Source organism: Bacillus sp. FJAT-29814 (assembly GCF_001510715.1).
Classification (GTDB): Bacteria; Bacillota; Bacilli; order Bacillales; family Cytobacillaceae; genus Neobacillus.
In genome coordinates, this window is sequence record NZ_LMTJ01000012.1 from 46,912 (window position 1) to 69,094 (window position 22,183).

Below are 22,183 nucleotides of genomic sequence, written 5' to 3' on the forward strand. Positions count from 1 at the left end.
TGATTTTCTTGGTCGAAAAAAACATTTTAACATGGATCATGATTGATGACCTTTCTTTTTACACAATTATATAGACTTAATCTTTCTATGGGACCCAATACTAGAAACAACCAACGGTCCAGTCACATACAACCTTTCTATTCGACCCAATGCTTAAAACAACCAACAGTCCAGTCGCATACAGCCTTTCTATGCAACCCAATACTTGAAATATCCAACGGTCCGGTCGCATACAACCTTTCTATGCGACCCAATAATTGAAACAACCAGCGACCCCGTCGCATATACCTTTCTATGTGATCCAACGGGTTTTGCTTTGATGATATGGAAATAATAGAATTCAAGAATAGAGGTTCCTGACAGTAGCTTGCATTAATATCAATAATTGTGGCACTTACTTATCTACGTTGGAAATAATGTGTGTGGAAATTATTGGTTATTTACCGGTTGTTGATTGGAGCGCAAGGTGCGCAGACTCCTGCGGGAATACGGGGCAGGGGAGACCCCGCAGGCGCTTTAGCGCCGAGGAGGCTCCCCGAACCGCCCGCGGAAAGCGAAGCACCTGGAGCGGAAATCAACAGACCCATTAGCAGGGATAACCAAACATAAAAAGGACTAAAATACAATAACATAAAAAAATGCCGAGAAAAAACTCTTTCTCGACAATCCGACAGGGCCGATTGACCCTGTTTTTTTCTATTAATTTTCCATTTTAAAAATAACATATTAAATTATATCAGAAATTGTAAAAAGGAAATTGGTTATTTGATAACTTTTATAATCTTTACGCCTTTTTTCGACAAAATCTTGAATTTCTATTTAATTTTAAATGAAAACATGATAATATAAATCTCGATTAGTAGGAATGATATCAGAGGTCTGATGTCTTAGGAAAAAAGGCTGGAGGAAAGCAGCATGTCGATAAAGTCAGATAACCGGCATTTATATCTCCAAGTAATCGATCGAATCAAGCAAGATATCGAAAATGGGGTCTATAAAGAAAAAGAAAAATTGCCTTCCGAATTTGATCTTGCCAAGCAACTGGGTGTCAGCAGAGCGACACTCCGGGAAGCACTACGAATACTTGAAGAAGAAAACGTTATCATTAGACGCCACGGAGTCGGGACGTTTGTAAATGCAAAGCCCCTGTTCACTTCAGGGATCGAACAATTAAATAGCGTTACTGACATGATTAAGCAGGCTGGCATGAAACCAGGGACCATTTTCTTAAGATCATCAAAGCAAGACCCAACCGAGGAGGACATTCGTCGTTTCTCATGTTCCACTAGTGAGGAAATGGTGGTAATCGAAAGGGTAAGAACCGCAAACGGGGAACCGGTCGTATACTGTATCGACAAGGTGCCTGCCCATATATTTCCGGAAACCTTTTCTCATGAGGGAGAATCCATCTTCACCATATTAGATGAAGAGGCAAACCGAAGAATTACGTATGCGGTTGCTCAAATCGAGCCCATTGGTTATCATGAAAAGATTTCCCCAATTCTGGAATGTGACCCGGAAACAGCATTGTTAGTCTTAAAACAGATGCATTTCGATGAAATGGATGAGCCTGTCCTATTTTCGGTAAACTATTTTAAAGCGGACATGTTTAGTTTTCATGTACTTAGGAGACGCGTTTAATTTTTAATTGGTAATGAAAACGCAATCAGTCCTAGCTTTAACCATTTCTACAAGATCAAAACAATTTTAGGGGGAAAATACCTTGAAAAATCGTAAAGTTGGAATGGCACTATCACTAGTTCTTGCTGCTGGCACACTTTTGGGAGCTTGTGGAAAGAGTGATGACAACAAAGGCACCGAAGAGACCAAAGGCGGAGACAAAGAAAAAGCATTCTCTGTAGGTATGGTTACTGACGTCGGCGGCGTTGATGACAAATCATTTAACCAGTCTGCTTGGGAAGGTCTGCAAAACTTCGGTAAAGAAAACGGTTTGAAAAAGGGTAAAGGCGGCTTTGATTACGTACAATCGAAATCAGATGCTGACTATGCAACAAACCTTAATACTCTAGTTCGTCAAGATTTTGATTTAGTATACGGTATTGGTTTCTTAATGGAATCTGCCATTAAAGAAATCGCTCAACAACAAAAGGATGCTCACTTTGCCATCGTTGATGCTGAAGTGAAAGAGCCAAACGTGGCAAGCATCATGTTCAAAGAGCAAGAAGCAGCATTCCTTGCTGGTGTAGCCGCTGCTTTAACTACAAAAACTAATCATATCGGTTTCATCGGCGGTATGGAAATCCCGGTTATTGAACGCTTCGAAGCCGGCTTCCTTGCTGGTGTAAAGGCAGCTAAACCAGAAGTACAAGTTGATGTTCAATATTCTGGCGCATTTGATAAAGCTGAACTTGGTCAATCTATTGCTTCGAAAATGTACTCTTCCGGCGCTGACGTAATTTTCCATGCTTCTGGCGCTACTGGTAACGGATTATTCAAAGAGGCCGTTGACCGTAAAGCAAAAGAACCTGCAAAGGATTTCTGGGCAATCGGTGTTGACCGTGACCAGGCTGACATGGGTCCGGAAATCGTCCTTACATCTGCACTTAAGCGTGTAGACGTAGCGGTACAAGACCTTGCCACTAAAGCAAAAGAAGGTAATTTCGCTGGCGGAGAAGTTGTTTTATACGGCTTGCAAGAAGATGGTGTAGGCTTGGCTCCAATCAATGCAAAGGCAGCTAACAAGGATGCTATTGATAAAGCTGTTAAAGAATGGATTGAAAAAATCAAATCCGGAGATGTAAAAGTTCCGGGAACTCGTGATGAAGCGAAAAATTTTAGCGCACAATAAGAGTGATATTAAAGGAATAAGCGGATATATCTTTACCGCTTATTCCTTATTAATGAAACCTTAATTGAAGAGTAGAAGAATCATTCTACTTTTCACTTAAGGTTTTAACTGGGGATAAATCCCTGTTTTTTAAAACAGCAAAAGGTCTGACCTCTTACTACTATTGGTCATTTTTTCCTTTTATCTATCTGCAGGGAGTGAGAAATATGGAATATGTTATTGAGATGCTTAACATACGCAAAGAGTTCGGTAACTTTGTTGCGAATGATAACATCACCCTTCAATTAAAGAAGGGCGAAATTCACGCTTTACTTGGCGAAAACGGTGCAGGCAAATCAACTTTAATGAACGTTCTTTTCGGATTGTATCAACCGGAAGGGGGAGAAATTAAAGTAAAAGGAAAACCTGTAAAAATTTCTAACCCAAATATCGCTAATGATTTGGGAATCGGAATGGTGCACCAGCACTTTATGCTTGTTGATACCTTTTCGGTAACGGAAAACATTATCCTTGGTCGGGAGATCACAACCGGTGGACGAATCGATTTAAAAAAGGCCGAGCGGGAAGTTCGGGACATTTCCGAACGATATGGACTTGCTGTCGATCCACAAGCGAAAATTTCTGATATTTCTGTTGGAATGCAGCAAAGGGTAGAAATTTTAAAAACACTGTACCGCGGTGCCGAAATTCTAATTTTTGACGAACCGACAGCTGTATTGACACCACAGGAAATTAAAGAATTGATTCAAATTATGAGAACCCTTATTAAGGAAGGGAAATCGATTATTTTAATTACCCATAAGTTGAAGGAAATTATGGAGGTAGCTGATCGCTGCACTGTAATCCGCAAAGGAAAAGGGATCGGGACGGTCAATGTCAGTGAAACAAATCCCAATGAACTTGCCAGCCTGATGGTAGGCCGTGAAGTTGTTTTTAAAACGGAAAAGAAAGAGTCTGTACCAAAGCAGGATGTATTGGTTGTGAAGGATTTAGTCGTAAAGGATTCACGTGGAGTAACCGTTGTAAACGGGCTAAACCTGAACGTCCGTGCAGGAGAAATTGTCGGGATTGCCGGGGTGGATGGAAACGGGCAATCTGAATTTATCGAGGCGATTACAGGCTTGCGCAAAGCTGAAAATGGCAGTGTGAAATTAAATGACAAGGAATTGTTTAATTTACCGCCGAGAAAGGTTACCGAAGCGGGTGTCGGCCATATCCCGCAGGACCGTCATAAACACGGATTGGTATTAAATTATCCAATGGCCGAAAATATGGTGCTTCAAACTTATTACAAACAACCATTTTCGAAAAATGGCATTTTAAATTTCAAAGAAATATATAAACAAGCTAAGAAATTAATCGCTGAGTTTGACGTACGGACACCGAGTGAATCTGCTTTGGCACGCGCACTATCCGGCGGTAACCAGCAAAAGGCAATCATTGGCCGTGAGGTAGATCGTAATCCTGATCTGTTAATTGCTGCTCAGCCTACTCGCGGGTTGGATGTAGGGGCGATTGAATTTATTCATAAGCGCTTAATTGAGCAAAGGGATAATGGAAAGGCCGTTTTGCTTGTTTCGTTTGAGTTAGATGAAATCATGAATGTCAGCGACCGAATTGCTGTCATATACGAGGGGAGAATCGTAGCTGTCGTCAATCCGAAGGAAACGGATGAACAAGAGCTTGGATTGCTGATGGCCGGTTCAAATAGAAAGGAAGCTGGTTCAAATGGCTAAACGCTTAACAGGATTATTGACGCCAATTATTGCGGTACTGTTAGGAATCATCGTTGGAACCATTATCATGTTAGTCAGCGGCTACGACCCAGTTGCAGCCTATACAGCATTATGGAATGGGGCCTTTGGTGATATTTATTATGTGGGGGAAGTTATCAGACAGTTTACACCTTACATCTTGGCTGGTTTGGCGGTAGCATTTGCCTTCCGCGTCGGCCTGTTTAACATCGGAGTTGAAGGCCAATTTATCGTCGGCTGGCTGGCGGCGGTTTGGGTAGGAGTTGCCTTTGACCTTCCAAAGATTATTCATCTGCCGCTTGCCATTTTGGCTTCTATTGTGGCGGGTGCCATTTGGGCATATATTCCCGGGCTATTAAAGGCTCGTTTCCGTGTACACGAAGTTATCGTCACCATCATGATGAACTATGTGGCGCTTCATGCGACAAACTATATTATTAGAAATTATCTCGCTGCTAAAAGCGGTGATAAAACTGAACCTATTCATCAAACAGCTTCATTACGTTCAGAATGGCTGGAAAGTCTCACCGACTATTCACGTCTGCATTGGGGAATCGTTCTTGCCATTGCCTGCTGTTTCATAATGTGGTTTTTACTAGAAAAAACTACCAGAGGCTTTGAATTACGTGCCGTCGGTTTTAACCAAGATGCGGCGCAATATGCCGGGATGAACGTAAATAGAAATATTATTCTTTCGATGGTCATTTCCGGGGCATTTGCAGGACTTGCAGGGGCAATGGACGGGTTGGGAACCTTCGGCTATGCGGCTGTAAAGGGTGGATTTACGGGTGTTGGGTTTGAAGGAATTGCGATTGCGTTATTAGGGGCCAACTCCGCCTTAGGAGTATTCTTCTCAGCAATTTTATTTGGTGCTCTAAAGGTCGGTTCATTAAATATGCCACTTGAAGCTGGCGTACCGAATGAGCTTGTTAATATCATTATAGCGTTGATTGTATTCTTTGTAGCTTCTAGCTACATCATCAGAGTATTTCTTGATCGATTCAACAAGAAAGGGGTGAAGTAAAGTGAGCTTAATGGATATCTTGACGATCGTTGTTCCATCTACGCTTTTATGGGCAGCTCCACTTATCTTCACTGCACTAGGCGGTATCTTCTCGGAACGCTCCGGGGTGGTAAATATCGGTCTTGAAGGTTTAATGGTTGTTGGTGCGTTTACGGCTATTGTTTTTAACTTGACATTTGTAGGCACTTTCGGCAATGCAACTCCATGGGTTGCTTTGGTCGTGGCGATGATTGTCGGGGGAGTTTTTTCGATTCTCCATGCGGTGGCGTCTATTACCTTCCGCGCTGACCACACTGTATCCGGTGTAGCCATTAACTTGCTAGCAACTGGCTTGACATTGTTCCTTGTTAAAATGATTTATGATAAAGGTGAAACAGGAATCATCAAAGAGAGCTTTAGTAAGATTGACATTCCTATTTTAAAAGATATTCCAATTATTGGTGAAATCTTTTTCCAAAACACGTATTGGACATCGTTCCTTGCCATTATCGTAGCACTTATTGCTTGGTATGTAGTATTTAAAACACCATTTGGTCTTCGCCTCCGTTCGGTTGGTGAACATCCAATGGCAGCAGACACGATGGGAATCAATGTAACGAAAATGCGTTATTTGGGTGTTATCATTTCTGGCGCGCTTGGTGGTCTTGGCGGTGCCGTTTATGCCCAGTCGATTACTTCCAACTTCAGCCACGCTACGATTAGTGGTCAAGGTTTCATGGCGCTCGCGGCAATGATTTTCGGTAAATGGCATCCGCTTGGTGCCCTTGGTGCCGGTATCTTCTTTGGCCTTGCCCAAAGTATCAGTATTATCGGGTCAAGCTTGCCATTCTTAAAAGAAATCCCGAGTGTGTATCTGTTAATTGCACCTTATGTATTAACAATCTTGGCCTTAACCGGATTCATCGGTCGTGCCGATGCTCCGAAAGCATCTGGTACCCATTATATTAAGGGAAGCCGTTAATAAATTAAGAACCTTCAGTTTATCACTGAGGGTTCTTTTTTTTGGAAAAAGTGTCATTGCTTGAATGAACCAAGCATGTAAAATTATAGTAATAAGTATAGGTTTCTGCGCCAAGGAAAAAATATAAAGAAAAATGTTTAGAAATGTAAGTCTGAAGACTAACAAGGAGGAAGGCAAATGGGCGATATATCGGAAAAAATAACGGAAATGCAAGGATATAAACTCCATGTAATTGAAACAGATAAATATAAAACCAATACCATTGTTTGGCGGATGAAAGCCCCATTAACCAAGAAGGATGTTACGAAAAGGGCCCTGCTCCCGCAAGTGCTCCAATCCAGCTCGGCCAATTATCCGACGACAACCAAGCTGCGCTCCTATCTAGATGATTTATATGGGGCAACGCTTTATGTAGATTTGTCAAAAAAAGGTGAATATCATGTCATCAGCTTTCTGATTGAAATTGCCAATGAAAAATTCCTGACAGACCCGACACCGCTTCTCGAAAAGGGGTTTGAATTACTCGCGGAGATCCTATTGCATCCTAATGCGAGCGGTAATGCGTTTGACCGTGAAACAGTAGAAAAAGAAAAGCGCACTCAAAAGCAGCGTATCCAATCGGTCTATGATGATAAAATGCGCTACTCCAATGTCCGTCTGATTGAGGAAATGTGTAAGGGAGAGCCTTATGCACTCCAGGTTCACGGTGATGCTGCAGAAGTTGAAGCCATCACTCCGGACAGCCTGTATGAATATTATCAAAAAGCCCTCGCCGAGGATGAAATGAATCTTTATGTGATCGGCGATGTGAAAGAGGCGGAAGTGAAGGCGTTTGCTGAGGAATTACTCAAATTTGAAACCCGGACACCAAAACAGGCAGAGGACCTTCGGGTTTCACAAAAATCGGATGTAAATGAGGTGAAGGAGCAGCAGGATGTCAAGCAAGGTAAATTAAATATCGGCTATCGGACAAATATTTCCTATGGAGGCCCTGATTACTTCACCTTGCAGGTGTTTAATGGCATTTTCGGCGGCTTTGCCCATTCCAAACTGTTTATCAACGTCCGCGAAAAGGCCAGCCTGGCCTATTATGCTGCAAGCCGGCTTGAAAGCCATAAAGGCTTGCTGATGGTGATGTCAGGGATTGATAATAAAAATTATGATCAGGCTGTAAAAATCATTCGCGAACAAATGGAAGCCATGCGAAAAGGCGATTTTACAGAAGAAGAAATTGAACAAACGAAGGCGGTCATTAAAAATCAAATTCTCGAAACAATTGATACCTCAAGGGGACTGCTTGAGCTTCTATATCATAATGTGATTGCCAAAACAAATATTGGAATTGAAACATGGCTTTCCGAAATGCAAAAAGCCACCAGGGAGGACATCATCGCGGTGGGGAATAAAATAAACCTTGATACCATTTATTTCTTAACGGGAACGGAGGCAGGGCAATAATGGAGAAAATTGCGTTTGACCAGCTTCAGGAAGAGCTTTTCCACGAAAAATTGCCAAATGGCTTGAATGTATATATATTGCCGAAACAGGGGTTCAACAAAACTTATGCCACGTTTACGACCAAATACGGGTCAGTTGACAACACCTTTGTTCCCTTCGGAAAAAAGGACTTTGTCACCGTTCCAGACGGCATTGCTCACTTTTTGGAGCATAAGCTGTTCGAGAAGGAAGATGGCGATGTTTTTCAACAATTCAGTAAGCAGGGGGCATCGGCGAATGCCTTTACATCATTTACCCGAACTGCTTATTTGTTCTCCAGCACGTCTGACGTGGAAAAGAACTTGGAAACGCTGATTGATTTTGTCCAATCCCCGTATTTTTCCGAGAAGACAGTAGAAAAGGAGAAAGGAATCATCGGCCAAGAAATTACAATGTATGACGATAATCCTGACTGGCGGTTATACTTCGGGATTATCCAAAATCTATATAAAAACCATCCAGTCAGTATCGACATTGCTGGAACAATTGAATCCATTTCCCATATTACGAAGGATTGGCTGTATGAATGCTATAACACCTTTTACCACCCGAGCAATATGCTCCTGTTTATTGTCGGCCCCGTTGACCCGGATCAAGTGATGAAACAGGTGAAGGATAATCAGGCTAAAAAAGAGTACAAAGATATGCCGGAAATTCAGCGTCATTTCGAAAGTGAACCTGTTCAGGCGGCGGAAAAGAAGCAAGTGCTGCAGATGAATGTGCAAACCTCCAAATGCCTACTGGGCATCAAGGCGCTCCACGTGGATCAAACAGGGGAAGCAATGCTTAAAACCGAGCTGACCATGAATGTCCTTCTGGATTTGCTGTTTGGCAAAAGCTCGGAGAATTATGATGAGCTATATAATGAGGGTTTAGTGGACGAAACGTTCTCCTTTGATTACACGCAGGAGCAGGGCTTTGGATTTGCCATGATTGGCGGAGACACAAATAGCCCCGACAGGCTTGCGGAACGTATCCAGGAAATGCTGATGGCGGCGAAGGATGGGAATGCCTTTACGGAAGAGCAATTGGAACGAGGAAAAAGGAAGAAAATTGGTGCCTTTTTACGAGCAATCAATTCTCCTGAATACATCGCCAATCAATTTACCCGTTATGCCTTCAACGAAATGAACCTGTTTGATGTCGTGCCAACTTTGGAAAAAATTACACTGCAGGACGTCCAGTCCCTGGCCTCAGAGATGATTGCCGATGAACGGATCTCAGTTTGTCAAGTAATCCCGAAGGCCAAATAGTTTAAAGCGCCGGTTACTTCGGCGCTTTTTCACGGCAAATGAAATAGAGAGAGTGAATATACATGAAAAAATATGTATTAATTACGGGAGCAAGCGGAGGAATCGGACAAGCGGTCGCCAGCCATTTAGCCGCCAAAGGATACAATCTTTATCTCCATTACAATCAAGGAGAACAGAATATCAAAGAACTAATGGAAAGGCTCTCGGCTTTTGGTGGTGAGTACATTCCGATATATGCCGATCTTGCTAAACCGGAAGGCTTTCGGCAAGTTACCTCACAGATTTATTCCCTCGATGCCATCATTCATTGCGGCGGAATGAGCCATTATGGGCTTCTGATTGATTTAAAGCTTGAAGAGGCCATGGCTTTGCTTAATGTTCATGTGCTTAGTCCACTCATGCTGACCAAAGAGCTGTTGCCGAAATTCTTAAGTAAGGGCTCGGGCAATATCGTTGTCATTACCTCGATATGGGGACAGACTGGGGCTGCCTGTGAAGTGGCTTATTCAGCTGCAAAAGGGGCGCAAATTGCGTTTGTAAAGGCTCTAAGTAAGGAAGTAGCCTTAAATGGGATTCGTGTTAACGCGATTGCTCCTGGAGCTGTAGAGACGAAAATGATGGAGGGTTTTACCGATGAGGAGTTGGAAGGGATTACCTTTGAGATTCCGATGGGCAGGCTCGGCCAACCGGAGGAAATCGCAAAAGCTGCCGCATTTTTACTCTCAGATGACTCGAGCTATATGACCGGCCAGGTCCTTGCAATAAATGGCGGATGGTATACCTGAAAATCGTGCCGCTATCATGTATAGATTGGGTCCTCGGGTAGCAAAATAACCATGTACCATTCTAAAGGAGGGTTATGCGATGTCTGTTTTAGATAACTGGAAACAGTGGCAGGAATTTTTGGGTGACCGTCTTGACCATGCCCAAGATCAAGGGATGAGTGAAGGGGCAATTAACAGCCTCGCTTATCAGATCGGTGACTATTTGGCGAAAAATGTTGACCCGAAAAACGAGCAGGAGCGTGTTCTCGCCGACCTGTGGTCAGTTGCAGACCAAAAGGAGCAGCAGGCAATTGCCAACTTGATGGTCAAGCTTGTTAAGCAATAAAGCTATAGAAGAGAGGATGGGGCGGAGATTCCCCGCCTCTTTTTTTGCTATATACCAGTTTTTCAGTGAAATATTAGTTTGCATGTGTTTTTTCTTTCATCTTACAGTAAAATCAGATATGATAGGGGTTAGGTAAGCATTTATGAAAAAATTGTCGAAACTTCTTTAAGGGGGTGCGTAGCTGAAATGAACATGAAGAAAGAATGGTACTTGGAATATGAAATTCAGAAAAATCGTCCCGGTTTATTAGGGGACATTTCCTCCCTCTTAGGAATGCTTTCTATTAATATCGTTACCATCAATGGTGTTGATGAGGGCAGACGCGGCTTGCTAATATTGGCAAAGGACGATAATCAAATTAAACGGCTTGAGTCAATTTTACATACTATGGACACAATAAAACTAATAAAATTGCGGGAACCGAAATTGCGGGACCGTCTTGCTGTCCGGCATGGCCGCTATATTCAGCGTGATGCCGATGATAAAAAGACATTTCGTTTTGTCCGTGACGAACTTGGTCTATTAGTCGATTTTATGGCAGAATTATTTAAGCAGGATGGCCATAAATTAATCGGGATTCGCGGGATGCCCCGGGTAGGAAAAACTGAATCGCTAGTTGCCGCAAGCGTTTGTGCTAATAAGCGTTGGCTGTTTGTGTCTTCGACCCTGTTAAAGCAAACAATCCGCAACCAATTGATTGAGGATGAATACAACAGCGACAATCTATTTATTCTTGATGGGATCGTGTCGACCAAGAGAGCCAATGAACGGCACTGGCAGCTTGTCCGGGAAATTATGCGGATGCCGTCCGTTAAGGTGATCGAACATCCCGATATTTTTGTGCAAAACTCCGAGTATACGCTCGATGATTTTGACTATATCATCGAACTAAGAAATCATGCGGATGAAGAAATTACATACGATATTGTTGACCAGCATAATATGTTCTCCGGTTCTGATTTTGGAGATTTTGATTTTTAAATAATTGGAAGGTGTTCTACGTGACTGAATTAGGGAATCGATTAAAAGAAGCCCGTTTAGCCAAGGATTTAAGTTTGGATGATTTACAATCCATGACGAAAATCCAAAAGCGATATTTAATTGGAATTGAAGAAGGCAATTATTCCAGCATGCCAGGTAACTTCTATGTTCGAGCGTTTATAAAGCAGTATGCAGAGGCGCTCGGCCTAAATCCGGAGGAAATTTTTGAAACCTATAAGAATGAAATCCCTCCATCTATCAATGATGAAATGCCGCAATTATCGAGAGTGAAAACACATAAAAATATCTCTCCGGGTAACTCGAAGATTTTTGATTTCCTGCCCAAAATTTTGATTGCCGTTTTTGTCATTGGAGTTGCCGGCCTTTTCTATTATTTTATTTCCACGAATGCCGGCGATGATACGAATGAAGCTGTCAGCCAGGATAATGAGCCGGTAAAGCTTGTGAAATCCGACAATCTTGAAAAGGCACAGGCTGATGAGAAGGAAAAAGCCGCCGACAAAGAAAAGGCAAAGGATAAGAAACAGGAAAAATCCAAGGATGAAACGCAAATAGAAGAAACGCCAAAAGAAGAAACACAGACACCAGTACCTGAGGCGCCAAAGCAAGAGTTGACGGTTGTGCAGACAAGCGGCAGAAATTCAACATTTTCATTGGCTAATGCCGATAAATTTGTTGTTAAGGTCGTTTCCCGAGGAGAATCCTGGGTAAGCATTAAAAACGGCATAGGAAAATCATTTTTCCAGGGAACGCTGAAGGCCGGCACCGAGACAGAAAGCCAAACCTATGACTTAACACCTGAGGCTGCAGCTGTCATCACCGTCGGCAGAACGCTTGATGCCGATATCTATGTTAATGACCAAAAGCTGGAGTATGCGGTTCCGCCCGCGGAAAAAGTTCGTCAGGACATCACCATTCAATTTGTTCCGAAGAACCAATAGTCATCATTCGATGACTATTTTCGCATGCATGAACTTTTATAAATAGAAAAGGGTGCCGACTGAACGGCACATTGTTGTATTTTAGGAGGAAGTTTGATGAATTTACCTAACAAGATTACTATTTCACGCATATTATTAATCCCGGTGTTCTTGATTATTATGCTGGTTCCTTTTGATTGGGGCGAGTTCCGATTGCTCGGTGCTGACCTTCCGGTAACCCATTTTGTCGGTGCGTTAATTTTCATACTGGCATCGACGACTGACTGGGTGGACGGCCATTATGCCCGCAAATACAATCTTGTTACCAACATGGGGAAATTTCTTGATCCTTTGGCGGATAAACTGCTTGTTTCCGCGGCTTTGATTGTCCTGGTTGAACTGGGCTTTGCTCCATCATGGATTGTCATTGTGATAATCAGTAGGGAGTTTGCTGTTACCGGACTGCGCTTGTTGCTTGCCGGCGAAGGGGAAGTCGTCGCGGCCAATATGCTTGGAAAAATTAAAACGTGGACGCAAATCGTCGCGATTTCAGCGTTATTACTACATAATATTATTTTTGCTATGATTCCATTTCGATTTGACCTTTTGGCATTATGGGTGGCATTATTTTTTACAATCTGGTCCGGATGGGATTATTTTGCGAAAAACAGCCATGTGCTGAAAAATTCGAAATAGGTGCAGTTTTTATTCTGTAAACCTTTGAAAAAGGAGGGGCAGTTTGTGAATGCTGAGATTATTGCAGTTGGTTCGGAGCTGCTTTTGGGCCAAATCGTAAATACCAACGCACGGTTTCTATCTCAGCAACTGGCGGGGCTGGGGATTGATGTTTATTTTCACACTGTTGTCGGGGACAATCCGGACAGGCTAAAGTCGGCGATTGAAATCGCTGAGAAGCGGTCGGATGTGATTATTTTTACCGGCGGTTTAGGCCCGACAAAGGATGATTTGACGAAGGAAACGATTGCCCGCCATCTTGGAACAGAACTGACCATGGACGAAGCCGCGCTGGTATCGATTGAACATTTCTTTAAACGAACCAATCGGGCAATGACGGAAAATAACCGAAAACAGGCATTGATTTTGAAGGGGTCTCAAGTTCTGCCCAACGACCATGGGATGGCTCCCGGGATGATTTATCAGGGTGGTGGCGGACGTATTTATATGTTACTGCCAGGACCCCCAAAAGAGATGGAGCCGATGTTTTTGAAATATGGAGGGCCTGCTCTGGCAGGGTTTGGCGGTTCTGGGGAACAAATTGTCTCCCGGGTGCTGCGGTTTTTTGGCATCGGTGAGGCAGCATTGGAGACAGAGGTCCTTGATTTAATTGAAGCCCAAAGCAATCCAACCATTGCCCCGCTTGCCGGTGACGGAGAAGTAACTCTAAGGTTGACCGCCAAACATAAGAATGTTGCCTCGGCTCAGGCAATGCTAGATGACGTGGAAGCAAAAATCAGGGCGCGCGTGGGCGAATTTTTATACGGTTATGATAATACTTCATTGTTGGAAGAATTGACGAAGGTCTTAAAAGAGAAGAAATGGACGGTTACCGCTGCAGAAAGTTTAACCGGAGGATTGTTTCAGCAGGAAATCACCTCCATTTCCGGGGCGAGTTCGGTGTTTAAGGGCGGCGTCGTCTGTTATTCGAACGAAATCAAGGAGAAGGTCGTTGGGGTCCGCCCGGAGACTCTCGCTGCCCATGGAGCGGTAAGTGAGGAATGTGCCAGGGAACTGGCGGTGAATGCGGCACGGATCTTTGGGGCTGATATCGGAATCAGTTTTACTGGTGTAGCCGGACCGGATGAGTTGGAAGGCAAGCCGGTTGGAACGGTATATATCGGTATTTCGGTTGCAGGGCTTCCGGTGATCGTTGAGAAACTTAGTCTTGGCGGAACGCGCGAAGCCAACCGTGGCCGGGCGGTAAAGTTTGGCTGTTACTATTTGTTGAAATATTTGAAGGAATCACAGGATGCTGGATGAGCGTTCTGTGTTTTTTTGTTTTTTGGGGAAGGGGTGGGCCGTTTATGAAGACAAAATTGTGGGTAATTGGGGATAAGGTGTCCTTATGGAAGGAACATAGTGCCCTCTAGAGCGAAAAAAACCATTGTAAGGGTCACTATAAATAATTCCCATTTCAAGAGAATTGGTTATGCACTATTAAATTATCTGAAAATAAGCAAATAAGGCTTTTTCTTTCAAACCCCCACCAGAAAAACTTCTTTTCGTGGGTAAATTTGTTTCTTATACCATAATAATTACCTAGAAAAAGGTCGAATAGATGTTCGTGTTTTTGCTCGACAAATCATCCGAAAGAGGTTATAGTATTAATAGGTTTCAATTTCATAGATTCCAGCAATAATTTTAATTTAATTATAAAAGGAGGAACTATTTGTGAGTGACCGAAAGGCCGCCTTAGAAATGGCGCTAAAACAAATAGAAAAACAATTCGGTAAAGGTTCCATCATGAGAATGGGAGAACAATCGGAAACGAAGATTTCAACAGTTCCGAGTGGATCCCTGGCACTGGATGCAGCACTTGGTGTAGGAGGATACCCAAGGGGACGGATCATCGAGATATATGGACCAGAAAGCTCAGGTAAAACCACCGTGGCTCTCCATGCTATTGCAGAAGTTCAAGCAAAAGGCGGACAAGCAGCGTTTATCGACGCTGAGCATGCATTGGACCCAACTTATGCACAAAAACTAGGCGTTAACATTGATGAATTATTATTATCCCAGCCAGATACAGGTGAACAAGCCCTTGAAATCGCTGAAGCGCTTGTGCGAAGCGGCGCAATCGATATTATCGTTGTCGACTCTGTAGCAGCTCTAGTACCAAAAGCCGAAATTGAAGGTGAAATGGGAGACTCTCACGTAGGCTTACAGGCCCGCTTGATGTCCCAAGCCCTTCGTAAACTATCAGGTTCAATCAACAAATCTAAAACAATCGCTGTCTTCATTAACCAAATCCGCGAAAAAATTGGGATCATGTTTGGTAACCCCGAGACAACACCTGGTGGACGTGCGCTGAAGTTCTATTCGACCATCCGTCTTGAAGTCCGCCGTTCCGAGCAGTTAAAGCAAGGCACTGAAATGGTCGGTAACAAGACAAAAATTAAAGTTGTCAAGAATAAGGTGGCGCCTCCATTCCGTACGGCTGAAGTGGATATTATGTATGGAGAAGGTATATCCAAAGAAGGCGAAATCGTCGATATCGGTTCAGAATTGGATATTATCCAAAAAAGCGGTTCTTGGTATTCCTACAACGATCAACGAATCGGACAGGGCCGTGAAAACGCCAAATTGTTCCTAAAGGAAAACCCTGTTCTTCGCCAGGAGATTCAGACCAAAATCCGCGAGCATTACGGTTTAGATGGCGAAAAAGTCGTTACCGAAACCGATGACGATGAGCAATTTGAATTGCTAGATAATTAATATTCTTGAGCAAGGCCCATGTTCGGGTTTTGCTCATTTTTTATAAAAATGTATTTTTATGCAGTAAAGCCGACGAATATACATATTGAAACCGTTCTCAAACCAGATAAGTTGGAAATATTTATAGAAGCAATTCTGACAAAACCTTGACAATGACAAGTCCCAGCTTTACAATTAACATGTATATTTTACATTTTTGGAAATATTACATTGCGAAAAGCCTTAGTGCTTGGTGTATGTTGAGTCTAAACAATGTACATGCCGACACTTAAAAAATCTAACAAAAGTTCATAGCAAGAGGAGGTGTAATGATGGACCTAATTACAATCATCTCCATTTTGCTTGGCCTTATCGTCGGTGCCGTTGTTGGCTATTTTATTCGTAAATCCATTGCTGAAGCAAAAATAGCAGGGGCAAAAAATGCTGCAGAATCGATTTTGGAAGATGCAAAACGTGATGCGGATTCACTTAAAAAGGAAGCCCTGTTAGAGGCAAAGGATGAAATTCACAAGCTTCGAACAGAAGCAGAGCGTGAGGTTCGTGAACGAAGAAATGAACTGCAAAAACAAGAAAACCGTTTACTGCAAAGAGAAGAGAATTTAGACCGAAAGGATGAATCGTTAAACAAGCGTGAAGTTCTTTTAGAAAAAAAGGATGATTCTCTAAACCAAAGACAACAGCATATTGAAGAGATGGAAAGCAAAGTGGACGAGTTGGTACGTACACAACAAACAGAACTTGAACGTATTTCCGGCTTAACCCGCGATCAAGCAAAAACAATTATCCTGGAACGAACAGAGCAGGAACTTGCTTTTGAGACCGCGATGATGATTAAAGAAACCGAAAATCGTGCAAAGGAAGAAGCTGATAAGAAAGCGAAGGAAATTCTTTCGCTCGCCATCCAGCGTTGTGCTGCGGACCATGTTGCTGAAACAACTGTTTCAGTGGTAAACCTTCCAAACGACGAAATGAAGGGACGGATTATCGGACGTGAAGGACGTAATATTCGTACCCTTGAGACGTTGACCGGTATCGATTTAATTATTGACGATACTCCGGAAGCCGTTATTCTTTCCGGTTTTGATCCTATCCGTCGGGAAACGGCACGCTTAGCCCTTGAAAAGCTTGTTCAAGATGGACGAATCCATCCTGCCCGGATTGAGGAAATGGTCGAGAAGTCCCGCCGTGAAGTGGATGAATACATCCGTGAAGTTGGGGAGCAGACCACATTCGAAGTTGGGGTGCATGGGCTCCATCCGGATTTGATCAAAATTCTTGGTCGCTTGAAGTTCCGTACAAGCTACGGACAAAACGTGCTGAAACACTCCATGGAGGTAGCTCAGCTTTCTGGATTGCTTGCTGCTGAGCTTGGTCAGGATGAAACGTTGGCAAGACGCGCCGGACTGCTGCACGATATTGGAAAAGCGATTGACCATGAAGTCGAAGGAAGCCACGTTGAGATTGGGGTCGAACTTGCTACGAAGTACAAGGAACATCCTGTCGTCATCAACAGTATTGCTTCACACCATGGCGATACAGCACCAACATCAACCATTGCGGTTCTAGTCGCTGCTGCTGACGCACTCTCTGCTGCAAGACCGGGAGCCCGCAGCGAAACACTTGAAAACTACATTCGCCGCCTCGAAAAGCTAGAAGAGATTTCGGAATCCTATGAGGGTGTTGAGAAATCATTTGCGATTCAGGCCGGACGTGAAGTGCGAATCATTGTAAGACCGGATGCCATAGATGATCTTGCCGCCCACCGATTGGCTCGCGATATCCGTAAGCGCATCGAGGAAGAGCTTGATTATCCGGGACATATTAAAGTAACAGTTATCCGTGAAACACGGGCTGTTGAATACGCAAAATAAAGCGGTGCATATGCGCCGCTTTATTTTTGTAAGGAAAAGAAATGTGGTAAACTTTAAGCTATCAAACAGTGAAAGGGCAAGGATATGAACTTACTTTTTATTGGCGACGTTGTCGGTTCGCCTGGCAGAGATATGGTGAAGGAATTTTTGCCAAAATTAAAGGAAAAATTTCGGCCGCACCTGACCATCATTAATGGTGAGAATGCAGCAGGCGGAAGAGGCATTACCGAAAAGATCTATCGGCAATTTTTAGAACAGGGTGCACAGGCCGTCACGCTTGGAAACCATGCTTGGGATAACCGGGAAATCTTTGAGTTTATTGATAAAGCAAAATATTTGGTGCGCCCGGCCAATTTCCCGGAGGGCACTCCTGGACAAGGGCTTATTTTTCTAAAAATAAATAACTTTGAAGTGGCAATTATTAATCTACAAGGCCGGACGTTCATGAATCCGATTGATTGCCCGTTTCAAAAAGCGGATGAATTAATTGCAACTGCCCGAAAAAGAACCCCATTCATCTTTATCGATTTTCATGCGGAGGTTACCAGTGAAAAGCAGGCTTTGGGCTGGTATGTGGATGGCAAGGTGTCGGCGGTAGTCGGAACACACACACATGTACAAACGGCAGATCAGCGGATTCTTCCGGGCGGAACGGCCTATTTAACAGACGTGGGGATGACCGGTCCCTATGATGGCATTCTTGGCATGGAAAGGGAGGCAGTGCTGAAGCGGTTCTTGACAAGCCTCCCAGTTCGTTTTGAAGTGCCAAAGGAGGGCAGAGCCCAACTAAGTGCTGTTAATATTGAATTGGACCCAAAAACGGGTTTAGCGAAGAAAATCACCCCTATATTAATAAACGATGATCACCCGTTTTATTCTTAATGAGCAAAGGCAAAAAACTTTGCTCTTTTTTTCTTTGCAAATTGTCCAGCTCCAGCGCCTGGTCAAGGCACTTCCGCTTTTCTTTTTTTGTCCAAGCTGGAATATGTCATTTGTAAAGTGAATATAGTAGCAGTGGAATGTTATATACCTGATTTGTTCATGAAACTGCTCATGCGGAATCGGGATTTTACAAGGGGGAGCTAGGAATGGAAATATTAAAAGTTTCAGCAAAATCTAATCCTAATTCTGTAGCTGGTGCACTTGCCGGAGTTCTGCGTGAAAGAGGTGCAGCGGAAATACAGGCAATTGGAGCGGGTGCATTAAATCAAGCCGTCAAGGCAGTAGCAATCGCACGAGGATTTGTGGCGCCTAGCGGAGTTGATTTGATTTGTGTCCCTGCGTTTACCGATATTTTGATTGACGGGGAAGAACGCACAGCTATCAAATTAATTGTGGAACCACGGTAACAGAGCATTCCATTTTTGAACCGTGGATAAAGAAACATCCCAATCTTTATGCCTGGTTGTATTATACAAGCAGGTATTTTTGTGTCGACAAAAAGCTGCCGCGCCCATCATTCACTTGAAAGATATTATTCTGCTATATGAGTAAAAAGCTTTTTTTATATGAATCTTTGAAGGTCTGAAAATAGGTCTAATTGGTAAAAATGTTAAATCAACGGGTTTTGGCGGCAGTTTTAAAGGGTAAAAACGTATTAATTTAAAATTATAAAAAAATATTCATATTTTAGACAATATTTCGAGCCAAAGGGTTGCAATTTTTTGCACATAGGTCTAGAATTGTAAGCGTTTAGTACGTATCCATGACTCTAGTTTTATCTCTTTAAAGCGTAAAAATAGGGCTAATTTCTAGTGGTTTACTTGGAAAAGTGCTACACTAATACATGATTCAATTAATATCTTTTACATATCCAAAGGGGTGTAAGACATGATCAAGCAACTTTCGTGGAAAGTTGGCGGACAACAAGGGGAAGGCATAGAAAGTACTGGGGAAATCTTTGCAATTGCAATGAATCGCCTGGGATATTACCTGTATGGCTATCGTCACTTTTCATCACGTATTAAAGGCGGCCATACTAACAATAAGATCAGAGTTAGTACAACAGAGGTTCGTACTATTTCAGATGACCTGGATATTCTTGTCGCTTTTGACCAGGAAACGATTGACGTAAACTACAAAGAGCTTCATAGCAAAGGGATCATCCTAGCTGATGCCAAATTTAATCCAAAAAAACCTGAGGATACTGAAGCAAGCTTGTATGCGGTTCCATTCACAGAAATAGCGACAGAGCTTGGCACATCACTCATGAAAAACATGGTTGCTATTGGTGCTACTGCTGCGGTATTAGATTTAGATATTCAAGTGTTTGAAGAAGTCGTCAGAGAAATTTTTGGCAGAAAAGGCGATCAAGTTGTTGCCAAGAATATGGATGCAATCAAAGCAGGTTTTGATAATCTGAAAGCTAATCTTGGTGCAGGCGTTCAAACAATGCAACTTGAAAAAGCGGACGGCAAAAAGCGGATGTTCATGATTGGAAACGATGCCATCGCATTAGGTGCGATTGCTGGCGGTTGCCGATTTATGGCTGCTTATCCTATCACTCCGGCATCTGAGATTATGGAATACTTAATTAAAAAGCTTCCGGCACTTGGAGGTACTGTCATTCAAACGGAGGACGAAATCGCTGCAGCGACAATGGCAATCGGTGCCAACTATGCTGGTGTTCGTACTATTACTGCATCTGCAGGACCTGGACTTTCTTTAAAAATGGAAGCAATCGGCCTTTCCGGTATGACCGAAACCCCACTTGTGATTGTTGACACCCAGCGTGGCGGCCCTTCAACCGGTCTGCCAACAAAGCAAGAGCAATCCGACTTAATGGCGATGATTTACGGAACACACGGTGAAATTCCAAAAATCGTGTTAGCTCCAAGTACTGTAGAAGAAGCATTTTATGATACTGCTGAGGCATTCAACCTTGCTGAAGAATACCAAGTTCCGGTTATTGTTTTATCTGACCTGCAATTATCTTTAGGTAAACAAACGGTTGAACCTTTAGACGTTAGTAAGGTAGAAATTAGACGTGGTAAATTGCTAACAGGAGATCTTCCTGAAATTGAAGCCAAAGGCTATTTCAAGCGTTATGAAGTGACCGAAGATGGCGTTTCACCGCGTGTTATTCCTGGAATGAAAAACGGCATTCACCACGTGACAGGCGTTGAACACGCTGAAACTGGTAAGCCATCTGAATCTGCTGAAAACCGTAAAGCTCAAATGGATAAGCGGATGAGAAAAGTCGAAAACATCCGTTTCAATATGCCGGTTTATAAGAATGCCAAGCATGAAGATGCCGATATTCTTTTCGTTGGTTTCAACTCGACTCGTGGAGTAATTGAAGAAGCAATGGGACGTCTTGAAAAGGACGGGCTGAAAGTAAATCATGCCCATATCCGGTTAATTCACCCATTCCCAACTGACGAGGTTCTTCCATTGGTTCAATCAGCGAAAAAAGTTGTGGTAGTGGAAAACAACGCAACAGGTCAATTGGCCAATATCATGAAAATGAACGTTGGACATGCCAATAAGATTGTCAAACATGTGAAATATGACGGGAATCCGTTCTTACCTCATGAAGTATATTCAAAAGCTAAGGAGTTGTTCTAAATGGCCACATTTAAAGACTTTCGTAACGATGTAAAACCGAACTGGTGCCCTGGCTGTGGCGACTTCTCTGTACAAGCGGCAATGCAGCGTGCAGCTGCAAATGTTGGATTAGAGCCTGAAAATTTAGCGGTTATTTCCGGAATCGGCTGTTCCGGCCGGATTTCCGGTTATATAAATTCATATGGTTTCCATGGAATTCATGGCCGTTCACTTCCAATTGCTCAAGGCGTTAAAATGGCAAACCGTGACTTAACGGTTATCGCTTCCGGCGGTGACGGTGACGGGTTCGCCATTGGTATGGGTCATACGGTTCACGCTATCCGTCGTAACATTGATATTACCTATATCGTTATGGATAACCAAATTTATGGATTAACAAAAGGGCAGACATCTCCACGTTCTGCTGCAGGTTTTAAAACAAAATCAACACCTGCAGGTTCGATTGAGCAAGCCATTTCTCCAATGGAACTGGCATTAACTGCTGGAGCAACGTTTGTTGCCCAGAGCTTCTCAACTGACTTAAAAGACCTGACTGCCTTAATCGAAGCAGGGATCAATCACAAAGGCTTCTCGCTAATTAACGTATTCAGCCCTTGTGTAACCTATAATAAAGTCAACACGTATGACTGGTTCAAAGAAAACTTGACCAAGTTGAGCGATGTGGAAGGCTATGACCCGCATAATCGTGAAGAGGCCATGCAAACGCTAATGAAGCATAATGGTTTAGTGACTGGCCTTATTTACCAAAACACTGAGCGAAAATCATATCAAGAACTTGTTCATGGTTACGCTGAAGCTCCGTTAACACAAGCGGACCTCGGCCTTGATCAGAATTATTTTGATAAATTAGTAGCAGAATTTATGTAATCCGAAAAGCGGAAGCGCCTATGCGCTGAAGCTAGACAACGTAATAAAAATCCCGAGGCGATTTTGCCTCGGGATTTTTTGCTGATGTCAAATGC

At 43.0% G+C, this 22,183-nt stretch carries 20 protein-coding genes; all 20 read left to right on the top strand.

Going from position 1 to position 22,183, the window contains the following annotated elements:
- The first annotated feature begins 420 nt into the window (after nt 1–420).
- Nucleotides 421–609 (top strand): hypothetical protein, encoded by a 189-nt coding sequence (locus AR334_RS25460; RefSeq protein ID WP_066320698.1) that lies wholly within the window; start codon nt 421–423, stop codon nt 607–609.
- A gap of 306 nt (nt 610–915) precedes the next feature.
- Complete coding sequence (locus tag AR334_RS25465) at nt 916–1,641, top strand: GntR family transcriptional regulator (RefSeq protein ID WP_066320699.1); 726 nt, start codon at nt 916–918, stop codon at nt 1,639–1,641.
- Between the two features lie 82 nt (nt 1,642–1,723).
- The gene (locus AR334_RS25470; protein WP_066320701.1) at nt 1,724–2,809 is read left to right on the top strand and encodes a BMP family protein; all 1,086 of its coding nucleotides are present in this window, start codon (nt 1,724–1,726) and stop codon (nt 2,807–2,809) included.
- A 206-nt stretch (nt 2,810–3,015) separates the two neighbouring features.
- Entirely contained in the window at nt 3,016–4,545 is a 1,530-nt protein-coding gene (locus tag AR334_RS25475; RefSeq protein WP_066320703.1) for an ABC transporter ATP-binding protein, read from the top strand.
- Entirely contained in the window at nt 4,538–5,587 is a 1,050-nt protein-coding gene (locus tag AR334_RS25480; protein ID WP_066320709.1) for an ABC transporter permease, read from the top strand. The genes AR334_RS25475 and AR334_RS25480 overlap by 8 nt, the downstream gene beginning before the upstream one ends.
- Nucleotide 5,588: 1 nt before the next feature.
- Nucleotides 5,589–6,548 (top strand): ABC transporter permease, encoded by a 960-nt coding sequence (locus AR334_RS25485; RefSeq protein ID WP_066320711.1) that lies wholly within the window; start codon nt 5,589–5,591, stop codon nt 6,546–6,548.
- A 177-nt stretch (nt 6,549–6,725) separates the two neighbouring features.
- A complete protein-coding gene (locus AR334_RS25490; RefSeq protein WP_066320717.1) occupies nt 6,726–8,006 on the top strand; it encodes a pitrilysin family protein in 1,281 nt (426 codons plus the stop codon).
- The gene (locus AR334_RS25495) at nt 8,006–9,298 is read left to right on the top strand and encodes a pitrilysin family protein (protein WP_066320720.1); all 1,293 of its coding nucleotides are present in this window, start codon (nt 8,006–8,008) and stop codon (nt 9,296–9,298) included. Before AR334_RS25490 ends, AR334_RS25495 begins: the two co-directional genes overlap by 1 nt.
- 62 nt (nt 9,299–9,360) lie before the next feature.
- Complete coding sequence (locus tag AR334_RS25500) at nt 9,361–10,083, top strand: SDR family oxidoreductase (protein WP_066320722.1); 723 nt, start codon at nt 9,361–9,363, stop codon at nt 10,081–10,083.
- 79 nt (nt 10,084–10,162) lie between these two features.
- Nucleotides 10,163–10,408, top strand: a complete 246-nt coding sequence (locus AR334_RS25505) for a DUF3243 domain-containing protein (RefSeq protein ID WP_066320725.1) — start codon at nt 10,163–10,165, stop codon at nt 10,406–10,408.
- Nucleotides 10,409–10,600: 192 nt separating this feature from the next.
- Nucleotides 10,601–11,389, top strand: coding sequence for a DUF3388 domain-containing protein (locus tag AR334_RS25510; RefSeq protein WP_066321029.1), 789 nt, complete (start codon nt 10,601–10,603; stop codon nt 11,387–11,389).
- A 20-nt stretch (nt 11,390–11,409) separates the two neighbouring features.
- Nucleotides 11,410–12,351, top strand: a complete 942-nt coding sequence (locus tag AR334_RS25515; RefSeq protein WP_066320726.1) for a helix-turn-helix domain-containing protein — start codon at nt 11,410–11,412, stop codon at nt 12,349–12,351.
- Nucleotides 12,352–12,447: 96 nt separating this feature from the next.
- Nucleotides 12,448–13,026 carry a CDP-diacylglycerol--glycerol-3-phosphate 3-phosphatidyltransferase gene (pgsA, locus tag AR334_RS25520; RefSeq protein ID WP_066320727.1) on the top strand — a complete coding sequence of 193 codons (579 nt, stop codon included), beginning with the start codon at nt 12,448–12,450 and terminating at the stop codon, nt 13,024–13,026.
- Nucleotides 13,027–13,071: 45 nt separating this feature from the next.
- Nucleotides 13,072–14,328: a competence/damage-inducible protein A gene (locus AR334_RS25525; RefSeq protein WP_066320729.1), complete on the top strand. Its 1,257-nt coding sequence runs from the start codon at nt 13,072–13,074 to the stop codon at nt 14,326–14,328.
- 411 nt (nt 14,329–14,739) lie between these two features.
- On the top strand, nt 14,740–15,783 hold the full coding sequence (recA, locus tag AR334_RS25530) for a recombinase RecA (RefSeq protein ID WP_066320733.1): 1,044 nt from the start codon (nt 14,740–14,742) through the stop codon (nt 15,781–15,783).
- A 311-nt stretch (nt 15,784–16,094) separates the two neighbouring features.
- On the top strand, nt 16,095–17,654 hold the full coding sequence (rny, locus tag AR334_RS25535; RefSeq protein ID WP_066320734.1) for a ribonuclease Y: 1,560 nt from the start codon (nt 16,095–16,097) through the stop codon (nt 17,652–17,654).
- An 84-nt stretch (nt 17,655–17,738) separates the two neighbouring features.
- Nucleotides 17,739–18,536, top strand: coding sequence for a TIGR00282 family metallophosphoesterase (locus AR334_RS25540; RefSeq protein WP_066320735.1), 798 nt, complete (start codon nt 17,739–17,741; stop codon nt 18,534–18,536).
- A gap of 206 nt (nt 18,537–18,742) precedes the next feature.
- Nucleotides 18,743–19,003 carry a stage V sporulation protein SpoVS gene (gene spoVS, locus AR334_RS25545; RefSeq protein WP_038541258.1) on the top strand — a complete coding sequence of 87 codons (261 nt, stop codon included), beginning with the start codon at nt 18,743–18,745 and terminating at the stop codon, nt 19,001–19,003.
- 481 nt (nt 19,004–19,484) lie between these two features.
- Nucleotides 19,485–21,221 (top strand): 2-oxoacid:acceptor oxidoreductase subunit alpha, encoded by a 1,737-nt coding sequence (locus AR334_RS25550; RefSeq protein WP_066320736.1) that lies wholly within the window; start codon nt 19,485–19,487, stop codon nt 21,219–21,221.
- On the top strand, nt 21,222–22,088 hold the full coding sequence (locus AR334_RS25555; protein ID WP_066320737.1) for a 2-oxoacid:ferredoxin oxidoreductase subunit beta: 867 nt from the start codon (nt 21,222–21,224) through the stop codon (nt 22,086–22,088).
- Nucleotides 22,089–22,183: the final 95 nt, after the last annotated feature.

Bases quoted from the DNA above. Each gene is read 5' to 3' on its own strand.
- AR334_RS25505 (WP_066320725.1), top strand. From the start codon at position 10,163: ATGTCTGTTTTAGATAACTGGAAACAGTGGCAGGAATTTTTGGGTGAC.
- AR334_RS25550 (WP_066320736.1), top strand. From the start codon at position 19,485: ATGATCAAGCAACTTTCGTGGAAAGTTGGCGGACAACAAGGGGAAGGC.
- AR334_RS25480 (WP_066320709.1), top strand. From the start codon at position 4,538: ATGGCTAAACGCTTAACAGGATTATTGACGCCAATTATTGCGGTACTG.
- pgsA (WP_066320727.1), top strand. From the start codon at position 12,448: ATGAATTTACCTAACAAGATTACTATTTCACGCATATTATTAATCCCG.
- AR334_RS25555 (WP_066320737.1), top strand. From the start codon at position 21,222: ATGGCCACATTTAAAGACTTTCGTAACGATGTAAAACCGAACTGGTGC.
- spoVS (WP_038541258.1), top strand. From the start codon at position 18,743: ATGGAAATATTAAAAGTTTCAGCAAAATCTAATCCTAATTCTGTAGCT.
- AR334_RS25510 (WP_066321029.1), top strand. From the start codon at position 10,601: ATGAAGAAAGAATGGTACTTGGAATATGAAATTCAGAAAAATCGTCCC.
- AR334_RS25540 (WP_066320735.1), top strand. From the start codon at position 17,739: ATGAACTTACTTTTTATTGGCGACGTTGTCGGTTCGCCTGGCAGAGAT.
- rny (WP_066320734.1), top strand. From the start codon at position 16,095: ATGGACCTAATTACAATCATCTCCATTTTGCTTGGCCTTATCGTCGGT.
- AR334_RS25475 (WP_066320703.1), top strand. From the start codon at position 3,016: ATGGAATATGTTATTGAGATGCTTAACATACGCAAAGAGTTCGGTAAC.
- AR334_RS25495 (WP_066320720.1), top strand. From the start codon at position 8,006: ATGGAGAAAATTGCGTTTGACCAGCTTCAGGAAGAGCTTTTCCACGAA.
- AR334_RS25500 (WP_066320722.1), top strand. From the start codon at position 9,361: ATGAAAAAATATGTATTAATTACGGGAGCAAGCGGAGGAATCGGACAA.
- AR334_RS25490 (WP_066320717.1), top strand. From the start codon at position 6,726: ATGGGCGATATATCGGAAAAAATAACGGAAATGCAAGGATATAAACTC.
- AR334_RS25465 (WP_066320699.1), top strand. From the start codon at position 916: ATGTCGATAAAGTCAGATAACCGGCATTTATATCTCCAAGTAATCGAT.